Here is a 16,565-nt window from a genome sequence, read left to right on the forward strand (position 1 = left end):
CAGAAAGTGCCGTGAGAAAGGCTGTTTCTTATCTTCTTCCGAGCGTAAATCTCGAAATGGGAGTTAGCACCGTTTCCTTTTGCAAATGCATTGGAAGGGTTGCTAAGACTTCAAAGGGCCCATTCCCTCAGTCTTTCTGGATAAGTTTGTCAAAGTAAAGCATAAAAACCGAAATGGTAAAATGAAAGTTCAGGAATTTTGTTTTGACAAAAGAAAAATCATTTGTTCTCAGTAAGCCTCGTCATTAAGGTTGATTATTGATCTCAAACCGCTAGTAAAGTATTGAATAATGAATTTTTGCTTGCTGGTAAACTATAGAAGAAGCTAGCACAAGACTTCTTTTAGGATCCTCTTACAAATAGCTAGGATTTGCAGCTTTTCTGGAGTCACTTAGAGGGGTATATGTGCTTTTTATTAATTAAAAATTCATTTCTTTTTTTTGATAGATTGTATACTTTTATAGATAAATTTTTCAATCTGTAAAATGAGATTTTTAATAGCATTAAATATTATACTTTATAGTTTTTCTATGTCTGCTCAGGATCATTCAGCTGAGAAATATCTGTTGAAGTATTATGAACAAGAGGCTTTTGATAAAGTGGTAGAAAAAGCAGATTCTATCTTAGCAAACAACAATAAAGCAAACCTTTCAAGAATTTATCAAATAAAAGCGGATGCCCTTTATTTTTTGAATGATGTAGAAGCCTCATTGCAAAATTACTTGCTCACCATTGAGTACTTGGAGGAATTCCCAGTGGATACCGTTTATTTAATCGAAAGCTACAGTCATACGGGTTTTTGTTACAAATACCTGGGCAAGTTCACTGAAGCCATACCTTATTACGAGAAAGCTTTGCAGATTTGTCGGCAAGTCAACGATTCCTTGGAAATTGCCAACCAATTATCTCATTTGGGAGAAATTAAGGTTAAACTAAATGCATTTGCTCAAGCAAAAGCGTACTATGAAGAAGCCTATGAAATCAATTTTAATTTGAAGGATTCAATTGCTTTTGGCTATGATTTAGTCGATTTGGGAGATTTGAAATTTGCCATGAAGGAATATGATAAAGCCATTGAATATTACCAAAAAGGAATTTTGGTTCACGAAACGCGTGCTAATAATCATAATACGCATATTTTACGGATGGGTAAATTGAGTCATGCATTTTTACATGTGGGACAATCGGATAGTGCTATGTATTACATTAATCAAGCTTTAAATGAAGCTGAAAAACTAAATGATAGTCTGAGCATGGCTAAGCATTGGATTATAAAAGCTGAAATTTTAGCCTTTGAAAAGGATTTTGATTCAGCACTTTGGTATGGAAACAGTGCGAAAGACTATTTTCATGAGGATGGGTATAGCAGTTATAAAACAAATGGCAACATCACTTTAGCTGATATCTATATAGCACAGCGGAATTTAAGGAAAGCAAAAACTATATTAATAACGGAAAAGGAATTTCTAGAAGAAAATAAAAAATGGGATCGATTATTTGATATTTACACCAAATTGATCATGATTTCAGAGCAGGAAGGAAATTACAAAGCTGCTTTAGATTACTCAAAGAGCTTTAGGGTCTTAAATGACTCGATTTTGCAGAAAGATAAATTGCAGACTATTTTGTCGCTTGAAACTTCATTCAATACCAAGCAGAAAGAACAGGAGATAGAACTTCTTAAATCTCAAGAAAAATTAATTCAATTCAAATTAGCGCAAGAACGTAAAAATATCATTGTGTTAGGAGTTATGCTAATTTTGGTGGTCTTCATTGCTATATTCATTTATTTCTCAATCAGGAAGAAACATCAATTAGAGCGGGAATTACTCAGCGCACAAATCAATGAAATGCGCTCACAATTGAAAATGTTAATAGATAATAACAGTGCTGAGATTACCATCGATCAAGATGTATTTAACGAAAAATTAGATAACCCACTTTCAACTCGTGAAATTGAGGTTCTAACTTATGCATTAAGTGATTTGACCAATCAAGAAATTGCGGATAAAGTTTTCGTATCAGTGAACACCGTTAAATTCCATTTGAAAAATATTTATGAAAAGCTAGGCGTTTCGAATCGTAAGGAAGTTATAAAATTTGCTTTGTCTTCTTCCAAGTTAAATGAATGATTATCAAAGTGATGTATAAAACTACCCACCCGGGTAGTACTAAAACTACCCTTAAAGTATAGTATAATTCCTCGATAAAATTTAAACATTTGAACATAATTCAAATAAAAATAAATTTTATCATGAAATAGTTACAAGCACAGCATACCAACCAAAATGAATATAACAGCTTATTGAAGTTTGGTGAACTGGGCTTTTGAACTTTGACTATTCCATGTGGCAACTTTTAAACATTAATGTACACATGAAAAACTACCTACTTAAGATTATTTGCTTTTTGCTGATGAATTCAGCTATTGCACAGAACGAATTTATTACAACTTGGGAAACAAGCACGGTAAATGAAAGTATTACCATTCCTACTAATAACAATGCATCAAATAATTATGATGTTGATTGGGGAGATGGTACAGTAGAAACCGGAATATCAGGAAATGCCACCCACGAATATGCTACAGTTGGAATCCATACTGTTAAAATTTCTGGGGATTTTCAATATATCTTTTTTAACAATACAGGAGATAAAGAAAAAATACAAACCATTGAGCAATGGGGAAATATACAATGGACGACCATGACAAAGGCTTTCATGGGTTGTTCCAACCTTGATGTAGTAGCTACTGATGCTCCTGATTTGTCTGGGGTAACTAACCTTTCTTCTATGTTCCAAGCATCAGGTATTACAGCTGATCTGAATCATTGGGACGTCAGCACCATCACAAATACGCATCAAACCTTTGCACAAGCACAGAATTTCAATGGAAATATTACTTCTTGGGATGTAAGCAATGTCACTGATATGTCAGGCATGTTTGCTGAAGCTATAAGCTTTAATCAACCTATTGGGAGCTGGGATGTTAGCAGTGTAAGCAATATGCTAGCCATATTTAAGGAATCAAATTTTAACCAAGATATTTCTAATTGGAATGTCAGCGCTGTCGCCAATATGTCTCAAATGTTTTTTGATGCAAGAGAATTTAACCAACCTATTGGCAATTGGGATGTGAGTATGGTCACAGATATGAGGAGCATGTTTAATACAGCAAGTGATTTCAACCAGGATATTGGTAGCTGGGATGTTTCTAAGGTAACTGATATGGGCTTTATGTTTGATAATTGCTTAGCTTTTAACCAGGACCTAAATGATTGGGAAACTGGTATGGTAACTAATATGGAACGAATGTTTTCTAACGCAGCTCAGTTTAATGGTGATATCTCGTCTTGGGATGTTTCAAACGTTGAGGAAACGGAATTCATGTTTTTTCAAGCCTTAGCTTTCAATCAAGATATAAGCAGCTGGAATACAGGGAAAATTGCAAGCATGTCAAATATGTTCAATAGGGCCAGAAGCTTCAACAGTGATATTGGGAATTGGGATGTAAGCTTGGTCACGAATATGGCGGGGATGTTTTATGATGCAGAAGATTTTGACCGAGATCTTTCAAATTGGGATATTAGTTTAGTTGCCAATATGTCTGAAATGTTTGATGAATCTGGCTTGTCTACCACCAATTATGATAAAATTCTAACAGGCTGGTCAGCTCAAACAGTACAAAATGGCGTAGCTTTTGGTGTCTCGGGAATAGAGTACTGTCTTGGAGCTGATGGCAGAAATACATTAGAGTCCACTCATTCATGGACAATTACTGACGCAGGAGAAAACTGTGTAGTGAATATTCCTGATACTAATTTTAAGGATGCATTATTGGCTGATATTAATATAAATACTGATGAAGATAGTGAAATAACTTATCAGGAAGCAGAAGCTTATTCAGGCGCCATTAACGTAATAAATTTAGGAATAAATGACCTCACAGGTATAGAAGCATTTGTCAATATTACAGGTCTAAACTGTAGTATCAATAATTTAAGCTCAATAGATGTAAGCAAAAATGTCTTTCTTGAATCACTTAGAATAGGGGGAAATAACATTTCAGAAATTAATGTTTCAAAAAATACAGTGCTCACTGATTTCATAATTTCAGATTGTCCTATTTCTGCTGTAGATATTTCTAATAACACATTATTAACAACATTTACAGCAACGAATAATCAATTATCATCCATTAATTTAAGTAATAATACTGAGCTATTAGTTCTTTCCTTAAGTAATAACTCACTTAGTTCAATTGACCTTTCAAGCAATACCAAGCTTTCAAACTTACGCTTGGAATTTAATGAGTTATCCAGCCTTGATCTGTCTACAAATACCATGATCACGCAATTGAGAGTGGCAAATAATCCATTGACGGCATTAGAAGTATCTGCTCTTCCTAATTTGACTATACTTTATGCTGATAATACTGAAATAGAGGAGTTAGATGTATCAGCTAACTCATCATTACATACTATTTCATTAATTAACGGTTCGTTAACCAGCCTAAATGTTGCTAATGGAAATAATACCAATTTTGTTGGGTTTACTGTACGATTCCATCCTGATCTTTCCTGCATTACTGTTGATGATTTTGCTTTTTCGGAATCTAACTGGTCTGACCCAAATAATTCTGCCAATTTCAGTACTGATTGTAATGTGGTTAATATTCCTGACGCTAATTTCAAGAATGAGCTGCTGGATAATACTGAAATAAATAGCAACGAAGATGCTTTTATTCAGGTAACGGAAGCAAATGACTTCACTGGACACATTAATGTAACCACAAGAGGCATAGACGACATGACTGGGTTAGAAGCTTTCATTAACATTACAAATTTGTCTTGTTCGAATAATCAGCTTGAGAATTTAGATGTCTCCAATAATACTAAGCTGACTACACTTACTTCTACCAATAATGAATTCACGTCTTTAGATGTTTCCAATCTATCGGAATTAGAAATATTATTTATAGGAAGTAATAATCTTTCTGCTATTGATGTTTCACAAAATCCAGAATTAAGGTTGTTAGAAGTTCAGGATAATCCAATTAGTGTCTTAGATGTGTCTGCTAATCCAGCATTGACTAGAGTGAGAGCTTATAACACTTCCATCACTTCTCTTGATTTAACAGCTAATACAAACCTTAATGATATTCGTCTAGAAGATAATAATTTGGAATCACTCAACATTCAAAATGGTAATAATTCAGCATTATCTACTTTTAATATTACCAACAATCCTAATTTAACTTGTGTTACGGTTGATGATGTGGCATATGCTGAAGCTAACTTTTCTGAAATAGACGAAACGGCTAATTTTAGTACCAATTGCGCTAACCTCAATAATGATATTACAGCTTTTAGTTTTGCCGAACAGGCTGGTGCTGCAACTATTGGTACTGGTACTATTGATATAGAAGTAGTGCTAGGGACAGATTTGAGCGCTTTAACGCCATCATTTACAGTTTCTTCTGGAGCAACTGCCGATCCAGCTTCAGGTATTACTCAGGACTTTAGTAGTGCATTTATTTATACTGTTTCTGCTGAAAACCCTACTGCCATTCAGGAATGGACAATTAATGTAACCGAAGAGAATGTAGCCCCGACCGATATTACGCTCGATAACAACAGCATTGATGAAAACAATGCAGTTCAAGACGTCATTGGTGAATTTTCTTCCACCGATGCCAATGCCATTAGTGCACATACTTATTCGCTTGTTGCAGGCGAAGGCGATACAGATAATGCTTCATTCGATATCGCTGGAAATCAATTGAGAGCAAATGAAGTTTTCGATTTTGAAACTAAAACAACGTACTCAATCCGCTTACAGACTGATGATGGTAATGGAGGTACTTTTGAAAAAACATTTACTATTTCTATCAATAACTTAGAAGATGCAATCCAAACCATCACTTTTGAAGAAGTTCCAAATGCTACTTATGGTGATGCTGCATTTGAATTAACAGCAAGCACTACTTCCGGATTGCCTGTAAGCTTTACATCTTCAAATGATAATGTGGCAACTATCTCAGGGGCAACGGTTACCATTGTTGGGGCAGGAACTACTGAAATAACGGCATCACAAAGTGGAAATGAAGATTATGCTAAAGCAGAAACCGCTATGCAAATCTTAACAGTTGAAAAAGCTGAACAAACCATTACATTTAGCCTTACAGAAACAGTGAGTTACGGATCAGAAGCTATAGTGCTAAGTGCCGTTGCTAGTAGTGATTTAGCTGTCGGCTTTACCAGCTCCGATGAATCAGTTGCCATAATTAGCGAAGGAAATCTAAATATTGTCGGTGTAGGTACGGTCGAAATTGCAGCAATACAAGCAGGAAATAGGAATTATTTAGCGGCTGAACAAACTCGTGAATTGAGTGTCAGTCCTGCTAAACTCACAGTGACTGCTGATGATAAATCTATTATTTATGGAAATGAATTTCCTGAATTTACCTACTCCATCAGTGGATTTGAAAATGGGGAAGACGAATCAGTATTGGAAACAGCACCAATTGCTGCAACGGATGCAACTAACTTAAGCAATGCTGGGGAATACGCTATAACGGTAAGCGGTGGAGAAGCCGCAAACTATAGTTTCGATTATATAAGTGCTGTTCTGACAATTGAAAAATCCGATCAAGAAATCACCCTAGAAAGCATTTCTGACAAAGATGTGGAAGCAGCAGATTTTGAGGTAGTAGCTTCGACCACAAGCGATTTGGAACTTGTTTACAGAATTCTTTCGGGACCAGCGACCATTAATGGTAATTTGGTAGCCTTAACTGGTGAAGTAGGAACAGTAGGAATTGAAGTGAGCCAGGCAGGAGATGCTAATTACAATTCAGCTGTAGCCAGTACCACTTTTGATGTTTTAGAAGATCCATGCCAAGGATTTGAATCTAATGCAACAGTGCTACAAAATGTGAGTTGCAACGGAGATGCTAACGGAAGTTTTGAAGTTAGCTTAAACAACGGAACAGCACCATTCACTTTCAGCATAGGAAATGAAAGCCAGGATAATGGCTTATTCGAAAACATGAGCGCAGGTAGTTATGAAATCACTGTGATTGATGCCAATGGCTGTACTGCGACAACGTCTATTGATATTACAGAGCCGGATGCGATCGAACTAACAGCTGAAATTACAGACAGCAACAGCATATTTGGAAATGGAAGTATCGCATTGACTGTAACAGGTGGAACGGGAACCTATACTTATGACTGGAGTAATGGTGAAACGACCGCCAACTTATCAGATTTGGAAATAGGTGAATACAGTGTAACAGTAACTGATGAAGCAGGATGTAGCATCACAGAAAGCTTTACAGTAGGCGGTGTAACTGCCAATATCGAAGCCTTTGAAATCAATATTTACCCGAACCCGGTATTCAATGAAGTGGAGGTTGTGCATGGAGAAAAAGTGAATCAAATCACTTTGATAGATGCACAGGGTAAGATCATAAGAGCGCAGAAAACGGAAGGAAAGCAAACGCTGCTAGATATGAAAGCACTTCCGGCAGGCATGTACTTCATCCGCCTTGATAACGGTCAAATGAATAGAATAATTAAACAGTAGTCAGTATTGGGTAGTGAGTAGTGAGAAGAAATAGTTATCTCATTACCCATTACTCACTACTGAATACTCATCAAAACTTATAACTCTAAAGAAATGACACATTTAAGATATATAACAGCCATAATTTTAATAGCCATGACTGCAATGATCAGCTGCAAGAATGAAATAAACATAACGCCCACGGAGCAAGCCCAAAAGGATTTGATTGATGCTCTACAAGGCACTTGGACAGCACAGGAGGTAAGAAAAGAGAACACGGTCATCAGTGACTTTGCTAATTTCAGCCTGACCATAAATGATAAAAGCTACAGCACGGAAAACGGAGCTCCGGTATGGCCAAACAGTGGTACATTTGATTTTGAAAATGTAGAAACAGAAGATGAATTTGTCCGCCAAGATGGAAGGTTATTTACGGCATCGGTCAATAACGGAAATTTAACCATCACCATTGTGTATCAGGAAGAAACAGCAAGAGGGGAATACGGTACCTATGAATTTTTGATGAGCCAGTAAAATAAAGAAGAAGCTAGCAATAGCCCACGTTTAGGTAGAATCCTGATATTTCTTTTGAAATCGTCAGGGGAGTGGTTTTTTCATGAGCCTCTGCAGTGAAGCAGGGGCTATTTTAAAGATAAAAAAAAGACTGCTATTTATAGCAGTCTTTTAAGTGAAGGTTGGTTGTAATGATTTTAATATTGTTTATTACTACCAATAGGAGGTAAGTTCATTTTAAATTCAAAATTGAATAATCTCCCAATGAAAGGGGAGGCTGTGAACTCTCTGATTTCTGCATCAAATAAATTGGTCACCTGACCTGATACAGTGAATTTCTCATTTATTCTATAACCTAAACTCACATCAACGTTCACAAATCCACCCAATGGCCCATAATTCCATGAATCAGTACTTCTTGCATCTTCCACGATCGGAGTACCTCGGTAAGTTAAATCCTGTGTTTTAGCTGCAATTTGGAAACTAGAGAAATAATCAAACTCTTCTACCCACCGTGTAAATACAGTCCCGAAGAATTTACTTCCAGAATAGTTTAGACCAAAACCAGCTCTATTATTAGGTGAATTGACCAATACATCAAGTTTGTTGACTACTCCGTCATTATTAAAATCATTTTCCATATTATTTTCATCAACAGAATAATCGAAGTAGGAGTAATTAAAATTCAAACTTAAAGTATTTGATAAAGCATAGTTAATTCCTAAATCGAAGCCATAGGTGTCTACTTGACCGAAATTGATGTAGGTAGCAACCAATCCGCCATAAGCACCATAACCTGATTGTACTTCTTCAATAGGCGTGTCACCTCTTTGAGTGGTCACTCCAACGACTGTCACTGGACTCAAGAAATCTTTGGACATATTGTAATATGCATTAGCATCCACAAATAATTTTTTGCTAGGTTTTCCTTTGTAACCTACTTCAATGGTTTGGATTTGTTCAACTCTTTGTGGTTCAACCATACTTCCATCTGCTAAAGTAAATCCTTCTGCATTTCCTAAAATAAGACCACTGAATAAATCACCATACATATTGAGGATAGTTGGAGCTGCAATTCCTTTGCTGTAGGTCAATCTTACTGCTCCATTATCAAATGATTTTACTATACCTCCTTTTGGAACAAAATTGAATTCGTAAATCTGGTGGTAATCCCCTCTGGCGGCTCCTGTTAATTTAATGCCGTTACCTAGTTTGTAATCCAATTGAGTATAGAATCCTATTTGATTGATAGTGATATAGTCATTTTCATCTTCATCTAATAAATAAGTGCCATGGCTGTTGGCCATATCTCTTTGAAACTGAGAACCTACTACTATATCCAAATCTCCAATACTGTTGTTGTGCTGAATTTCGGCATTGAATCTTCTTGAATCATCAATAAATAAAGCACCAGTTTGGTAGGACATTGGACCTCTTGCTTCAGCTTCTGCTACACCCGCATCTATGGCTGCATAGTAAGCTTTAGTTCTATCATCCAATGAATGAGTGGAATCTGTTTTACTAGTAGTTAAATAAGCTTGAGCAAACCATTTATCAGAAATAAATTTTAGGGTGTAGTGATTAATTCTCCAATCTTTGATTTGATTTCTTCCCACGTTAGTTGGTGCTAGGTAAGTACTACTGCTTCCACCCCAGGTTGCTACTAATTCTGCGTTATCAGCCACTTCATAAACCATAGAAGCATTACCTCTTAAAAATTCGAAATCATTATCTAGTTCCAATTCTTCATATCCTCTTCTATAAGCGTTTCCTTCATTATCAGTTCTGGTAATATAAACAGAGTCAGCATATTCAAATTCTGTTCCTCGTGTATATTCGCCTGATACTCTGAAAGCCAATTTATCATTGATTTTTTGTGCGTGTCTCAACCTCCCTGTAAACATGTTTTGATTTCCGGCTCCCAAAGCAACTGTTGTACCTTCAGAAGTTCTTGGGTCTTTCATAATAGTGTTTACCAAGCCATTGTGAGCATTAGGTCCATAAAGTGCTGCATTTGGGCCAAGTATTACTTCTACTCTATCAATATCTTCTTTTATGTTGGTTGATAGCGGGCCAAATGGCAATCCCGTAGCCACCAAAGTAGCAAATCTACCATCATTTACCTGAAGGTTTTTGGCATTAAAGTTACTGTTAAAACCCCTGATGTTAACGCCAGTTCCAATTACACCGGAACGAACAAATTCTACTCCTTTTACCCTAGATAATAATTCACCTGCATTGAAAGAAGGGAGTTCATTGATTTGTCTTGAATCAATTACCTGAATCGTTGCGGGAGTCTCTGTGATTTTCTCAGCTCGCCTTGTGCCTGAAACTACTACTTGTTCAGAAAGATATACCAATGATGGCTTCATAGTAATTGTTCCTAAATCAGTAGTTCCTTTGACTGATTTTGTGATGGTCTCAAAACCGATAAAACTGAAAACCAATGTGAAATCAGTTCTTGAGGTTTTCAACTCAAAAGTTCCGTTCGTTTTGGTTGAAACACCTTCTTGTGTTCCTTCAATCATGACATTAACACCTGGTAACGGATCGTTCGTGTCTCCATCTAGTACTTTACCAGTGATGGTCTGTTGTGCGAACAAGGAATTTGCCCAAAAAAGACAAATACTCATGCAAATTGTAATTATCGTTTTCATAGTAGTCGTATATTAAGTGGTTTAATTGTTTTTTAAAAAGTTTTTCATGATTTCATTTACTCTATTAGGTTGGTCAAAATGTACAAAATGACCGGCTTGAGGTATCATTTCCAGTTGGCTGTTAGGAATTTCTTCTTCTGCTGTTTTCCCAATTAATTCGGTATTTGAATTTTTATGTAAATAGGTATTCGGAATTAACCGATCTTCTTGGCCATAGCAGATCAATGTAGGCTGTTTGATTTCTCCCAATTGCTCAAATACGGGTTCATTCAACATGCCCATCACTCCTGTTGCTACTACATGGCAATAATCCATGAATTGTCCATCAGATTTGATTTTCATCCTGTCTGAATACATAAATTCAGCCCTTTCATCCATTTCATAAAAATTCAATGAAAGATTGATGCGGTATTGCTCATCGGAAACCTGAGCAATGCTTTCGGCTGTAGTGGAATTTTTAAATATTTCTTTTTCCTGTTCGCTGAAAGTTTCAATTCCTGCAGGAGCCATTAGCATTAATGACTTTACCTTTTCCGGATGTTTAATAGCCATTTTCAATGCAATTTGTCCTCCCATTGAATGTCCTGCAATATGGAAAGAAGCAATGTCCAATTGTTCCATTAACTCAAATAGAAATTGAGCATGAAAACTCAGGTCTGCATTATATTTCCCCTTAGAGGATTTCCCATAGCCCATTAAATCAACAGCAATACATCTATAGGATTTAGACAGCTCATTGATATTATATTTCCAAGCAGGAGCATAGCTTGCTAATCCATGAATGAATAAAATGGGTTCGCCATCACCTAAATCCGCATAAGCCATGGTCTTATTCCCTGACAACTTTGCTTCCTTCATTTCAAAAGGATAGTCCAAGGCGTCAAACTGGGCTTGACTATAAGCATCACTAGAGATTAAGCCCATGATTATGATTATTAGAAGAATAACACTTAAGGTGAGATTCTTTTTGTTGTAAGAATAATGTACTTTCATTTTCCATTTAAATAAAATTAACTTTGCTCTAAATCGCTTTTGCTAATCTATGAAAGCTTAATTCAAACCAAATGAAGAATAATATTAAATGAGGGTTGACTATTGAAGTGAGAAATGGGTTTAAGTACTAATTGAAATTAGATAGGGTGTGTTTTTTAGTTATAAAAGGGTGCGACTTTTAGATTTTAGAACAGTTCAGGAATTACTTTTTGGGTATCTTTTAATAATTCATTTACTGCTTTGCTACGGTTACTGATTTTATCGTAAGTCTTTAGGAAGTTTTTTGAGAATTCCTTGAGTGCAATTAACTCTATTTTTTCACTTTTATAAGATGCTGCATTATAGTACCATTCCAAAGTGGCTACCGAACTTATTTTTTGTAAATACTTAGCTTCTCTTTCTAGTAATTTGAATTTGTTGATGTACTGCAATATTTTTCTGTAATGTCCTTTCAGAAATAAAGCTCTGAAATATACAGTGAAGAAAAAATGCCATCTATGCTCTAGTAATTCTTTTTTGTAAGCAGAAAGAAAAATTTCTGCATGTGTAATAGCCTTATTCAATTCCTCTGAATCCGTGAGACAGCGAACGTAAGAGGCCACAAAACTAACACGATGATGGAAATTCGGACTTTTCTTGGCTTGAGGGAAAGCTGCTTTCATGAGGTTAAGCGCTTCTGGGGTTTTGCCTTTTTTTAGTAAAACTGTATTGAGATTATTGACATAATGCAAAAAATCACTGTTTTCAACTCTTATGGATAAATAGCCATATTTTTCTGCTAGATCCAATTGATTAGCTTTACTGTGAAAAAGTAATCGATTTCCGTAATAGTTAATTAAGATCCTTTTACTATAGAAATTTCCGGATTCTAAAAGGGGTTCAACTTCCTCGAAGAGATTTTCCATTTTCTCCTGTTGGTTGTAATTGTAGTAAAGAAATATTAGTCGGACTAAAGCGTAATAGCGATTCATTCCATCCATCATGGGGTCGCGAAAGATGGTTAATAGCCAACTTTCCCATTGCTTTGAATCCTTATCGTTAAAGGTATATTGATTGGTAATGTCAAAAGTAGCTTCCTGAATTCTTCCGTAAACCAATCGGGATTGGTCATAATTGTTTTTATATCGATTGACAAAATTAACTGCTTCATTATATTCTTTGTGGCGCATCCTGACCAATAGGTAATTCAATAAATGCATAGCCAATTCGAAGCGCTTCATGAAATAATAATGGGAAGTATCAGTATTTTTAATAATGGTCAGAAGAATCTGCTCATCTTCGGTGTTGATGGCATCATTCATTAATTTTTTTTCCAATTCAATCAGCTGGTCAAATTCTTTATCTACATCCGCATTATTCAAATTTTCGCTGATCCATTGAATCATGCGGGAATATTTTCTTTTGTCGATATGAGTTGAAAAATCGGGTTGTGGAGTTACTCCCGCCACTTTTTCATGCGTTTGTTTTAGGATTACTAAATTGTCTGGGTCAGCAAATTGCTGTTTATTTAATAGGTAGGTAGTTTCATGGGGTAAGAGTCCCTGAATGAATTCATTAAATTTTTTAAGTTTTTGTTTTTTCAAAAGGGTAGTGAACTATTGTTAAACCTAAATACTACAGCCATGAAAATTAAGTTATTTTATACGTTAAATCAAATCCTTGATCTGATTAACTTCTTGCTGACTTTTGAAGTTTCTTTTTATGTGGCCCCACTGCCCCTTGCAGGTGTTTTCTCCTGCAAACTTCTGTTATAAATACATAGCCAATTATGCAGTTGTTAAGGTGCAAACACCTTAACATGGGAAAGGGGGGCGTTTGTTTACCTGAGAACACCTAAACTGGGAGGGGCTAACTTAGCAATTTCCGATTAATCTTCCCCGTATCGTTTTTAGGCAACTCCTCTATCACCTCGAAATGCTTCGGTACTTTATATTTAGCTAAATGCTTAATACAATAGGCGGTAATATCGGATACTTCTTTTCTTCCATTTTTAAATACCACAAAGGCCTTTCCTACTTCACCCCATTTTTCATGTGGCACTCCAATTACGCAGACCTCCTTAATTTCAGGATGTTTTAAAATGCATTTCTCCACTTCGGCCGGATATACGTTTTCTCCACCTGAGATATACATATTTTTAATTCTGTCCACCACGTACAAATAGCCCTCCTCATCTTTTTTTAAGATGTCGCCTGTTTTAAACCAGCCATCCACTATGGCTTTTTCAGTTTCTTTAGGGTTTTTCCAATAGCCTGGCGTAACAATCGGGCCTTTTATCCAAAGTTCACCTTTTTCAGTCGGACCTGCTTCCACTCCGTTTTCATCCATTAGTTTTGTGTCCACATAAAAGTTAGGGAAACCAATAGATCCTCTTTTTCTGATGGCATCTTCTGCTTCCAGAGAGGTGATGTTGGGACCACATTCTGTTAATCCATATCCTTGTCGAATAGGCACGCCTTGTTCGTTCCACTGTTCGATTAATGGAATGGGTAAAGCCTCACCGCCCACTATCATATAGCGCAACTGGCTAAAGTCAGTCTGTTTAAAATTTTCGCTTTCACTTAACATTCTCACCATAGTGGGAACTAGCATACTGATGCTGATTTCCTCTTTTTCTAATGCCTCTAATACTTTTTCAGAATCAAATTTTGGCATCATAATCAGTGTACCTCCAAAATGTAAAATAGGGGCAGTGAGCACATTCCATCCACCAGTGTGAAATGGAGGCATGACATTTAAATATATATCATCTGAGCTGATTTTCAATCTGATAGCCGTATTGATACTGTTCCACAACATCATGCCATGAGTATAAATGGCACCTTTTGGTTGCCCAGTTGTGCCGGAAGTATATAGAATAAATGCAGGATGTGTTTCCTCTAAAGGTTTTGACGTATATTCAGCCGTTTGCTCTTTTGATGCAGAAGTTAGCCAGTTTTCATATTGGGAAAAGGCAATTACTTTTTCTTGCAATAATTTTGGAACCTCATTTAATAAACTTCTGTATTCTTCGGCTACAATAATGAGGCTTGGTTCTGAATTTTGAACCAAAAAAGCTATTTCACTTGCACTTAATCTATAATTAATCGGAACTAAAATAATCCCCATTTTTTGGGCTACACCCAGCAAGGCCACATATTCAGCATCGAAATCGGCAAGAACCAATAATCGGTCTCCTTTGGTCAAATTATATTCTTTTTCAAATATATTAGCTACTGCATTGGCCCCATGATTAAGAGATTTATAATCATACCCCAGTCCACTCTCAATATTTTTAACCGCTAGTTTATTGGGGCTGTAAGTACTCCATTTTTCAAACCAATCACATTTCATTTTTTGCTTGTTTTGGTAATACAAAATAAAAAATTAATCCGATAGCTGTTGAACTGATAATGGCAATAGCAGAAGATATGGCCGGATTTTTTACATCGCCTTTCATGTATGGGGTTAAACCTCCGTAATATATGCTAAAATACACAATCAAGGCAGTGAAAGCAGCCAAATAAACTGCTTTTGGATTTGTCCTTTGTAAAAACATTCCGAATAAAACGGGTATAAATGCACAAGAGAAATAAGCATAAACTCCATTTTGAGCAAATATAGCCACGCTCATATTCGGATTAATCAATTGCTGATAAGAAAATATAAAGGAGACCACTGCCAATAGAATAATCACTAATTTATTCACCAACATTCCGGTTTTAGGTCTAGTTAGTGTTTCCCTTATGCTCATCGGACTTATTTTCAATAATATATCAGAAGTGATGGTAGTGCTCAAACTTTGGATTAAACCTTCCAAAGTGGACATGCCGGCAGAAATCAACCCGAAAATTATCACAATACTGATATAGACTGGAAATTTACTGACTACATAAGTAGAAATGAGTCCATCAGGCGCTATTGGGCTTCCATCAGCCATGAGGTTAGGGAACTCAATTCTTGCGTATAGACCAGCAATCACTACCAGGAAAAATAGAAATTGAACGATTGAACCTACAATCAAATATCTGTTTACATCACTTTCCTTTTTCAAAAGTAAAGATTTAGTCAGGATGTGAGGCTGGCAAACAATGGCAATACCTACCACCATCTGGCAAAAGATAATTTCAAAATAATCTCTGAAAATGGGACTTTCGGGATTGAGTGGCTTGGTCAGCAATGGATCAATAGTATTCAGCTTTTCCATAAAACCATTGATACCTTCTTCCAAATATTCATAACCGGAACCAATTAAAACAATGGCTACTATCAACATGGAAATGGCTTGAATAGCATTGGTGTAAACCATGGAATTGGCACCGCCAAACATCATATAGCCAAAAATAAAGACCACTACGCCCGTTAATACCCATACAGCATCCACATCCAAAGCTTTGGATAGCACCTGACTAATGCCCACGCAAATCAGAACTATAAAAGTGATGAGAAGCAAAGAAAGGAAAGCAAAAAATAAAGAAAGACCTTTGCTTTGATAGCGGTTTCCCATCCATTGTGCCATGGTGAGTGCGGATACTTTACTACCGAATTTTCGAAATCCTTTGGTTAATAAAATAAGCGAAAAGACAGCCGCAATGGGTAATGCTAACCCATAGGAGATAAATCCACTAATACCATAAGTTCCTATCAAACCTGGATTGATAATAAAAGTAGCGGCACTAGTCATAGAGGCAGCTAAGGATAATCCCACAAAAGCAGGTGAAAAGGATACGCTACCTACAGCATAATCACTCATGTCTTGGGTTTGCCTAAAGCCTTTAAAAACCAAATAAATAACCGCGATAGCATAGACTGATAACAAAATGACCGTTGCCGTTGCTACAGGAATCATTCCTAA

Annotated in this window: 8 protein-coding genes and 1 riboswitch; of the genes, 3 read left to right on the forward strand and 5 right to left on the reverse strand. The window is 36.2% G+C overall.

All coding sequences use genetic code 11. The annotated features are described in order from the left end of the window. Positions 1-25: 25 nt before the first annotated feature. Positions 26-147: riboswitch (SAM riboswitch) on the reverse strand. 337 nt (positions 148-484) lie between these two features. From FTRAC_RS18125 to FTRAC_RS18135, 3 genes are all read left to right on the forward strand, one after another. After that, a complete protein-coding gene (locus tag FTRAC_RS18125) occupies positions 485-2,131 on the forward strand; it encodes a tetratricopeptide repeat protein (protein WP_013455738.1) in 1,647 nt (548 codons plus the stop codon). Positions 2,132-2,375: 244 nt separating this feature from the next. Next, the gene (locus FTRAC_RS19515) at positions 2,376-7,589 is read left to right on the forward strand and encodes a BspA family leucine-rich repeat surface protein (RefSeq protein WP_013455739.1); all 5,214 of its coding nucleotides are present in this window, start codon (positions 2,376-2,378) and stop codon (positions 7,587-7,589) included. A gap of 93 nt (positions 7,590-7,682) precedes the next feature. Beyond that, positions 7,683-8,102: a hypothetical protein gene (locus FTRAC_RS18135; RefSeq protein WP_013455740.1), complete on the forward strand. Its 420-nt coding sequence runs from the start codon at positions 7,683-7,685 to the stop codon at positions 8,100-8,102. A gap of 176 nt (positions 8,103-8,278) precedes the next feature. Here FTRAC_RS18135 and FTRAC_RS18140 read toward each other — a convergent pair whose 3' ends face one another. The 5 genes from FTRAC_RS18140 to FTRAC_RS18160 all read right to left on the reverse strand — a co-directional run bounded on the left by FTRAC_RS18140 (position 8,279) and on the right by FTRAC_RS18160 (position 16,559). Next, positions 8,279-10,738, reverse strand: coding sequence for a TonB-dependent receptor (locus FTRAC_RS18140; RefSeq protein ID WP_013455741.1), 2,460 nt, complete (start codon positions 10,736-10,738; stop codon positions 8,279-8,281). 21 nt (positions 10,739-10,759) lie between these two features. Further along, the gene (locus FTRAC_RS18145; RefSeq protein ID WP_185094418.1) at positions 10,760-11,662 is read right to left on the reverse strand and encodes an alpha/beta fold hydrolase; all 903 of its coding nucleotides are present in this window, start codon (positions 11,660-11,662) and stop codon (positions 10,760-10,762) included. 254 nt (positions 11,663-11,916) lie between these two features. Beyond that, a complete protein-coding gene (locus FTRAC_RS18150; protein WP_013455743.1) occupies positions 11,917-13,314 on the reverse strand; it encodes a hypothetical protein in 1,398 nt (465 codons plus the stop codon). Positions 13,315-13,579: 265 nt separating this feature from the next. Continuing rightward, complete coding sequence (locus tag FTRAC_RS18155; RefSeq protein ID WP_013455744.1) at positions 13,580-15,064, reverse strand: AMP-binding protein; 1,485 nt, start codon at positions 15,062-15,064, stop codon at positions 13,580-13,582. Continuing rightward, the gene (locus tag FTRAC_RS18160) at positions 15,054-16,559 is read right to left on the reverse strand and encodes a sodium/pantothenate symporter (protein WP_041650917.1); all 1,506 of its coding nucleotides are present in this window, start codon (positions 16,557-16,559) and stop codon (positions 15,054-15,056) included. The genes FTRAC_RS18155 and FTRAC_RS18160 overlap by 11 nt, the downstream gene beginning before the upstream one ends. Positions 16,560-16,565 lie beyond the last annotated feature (6 nt).

This window comes from Marivirga tractuosa DSM 4126, assembly GCF_000183425.1.
Taxonomy (GTDB): domain Bacteria; phylum Bacteroidota; class Bacteroidia; order Cytophagales; family Cyclobacteriaceae; genus Marivirga; species Marivirga tractuosa.

Excerpts from the sequence above, each read along its gene's own strand:
- FTRAC_RS18135 (WP_013455740.1), top strand. The coding sequence starts at position 7,683 with ATGACACATTTAAGATATATAACAGCCATAATTTTAATAGCCATGACT.
- FTRAC_RS18145 (WP_185094418.1), bottom strand. The coding sequence starts at position 11,662 with ATGGGCTTAATCTCTAGTGATGCTTATAGTCAAGCCCAGTTTGACGCC.
- FTRAC_RS19515 (WP_013455739.1), top strand. The coding sequence starts at position 2,376 with ATGAAAAACTACCTACTTAAGATTATTTGCTTTTTGCTGATGAATTCA.
- FTRAC_RS18125 (WP_013455738.1), top strand. The coding sequence starts at position 485 with ATGAGATTTTTAATAGCATTAAATATTATACTTTATAGTTTTTCTATG.
- FTRAC_RS18155 (WP_013455744.1), bottom strand. The coding sequence starts at position 15,064 with ATGAAATGTGATTGGTTTGAAAAATGGAGTACTTACAGCCCCAATAAA.
- FTRAC_RS18140 (WP_013455741.1), bottom strand. The coding sequence starts at position 10,738 with ATGAAAACGATAATTACAATTTGCATGAGTATTTGTCTTTTTTGGGCA.
- FTRAC_RS18160 (WP_041650917.1), bottom strand. The coding sequence starts at position 16,559 with ATGATTCCTGTAGCAACGGCAACGGTCATTTTGTTATCAGTCTATGCT.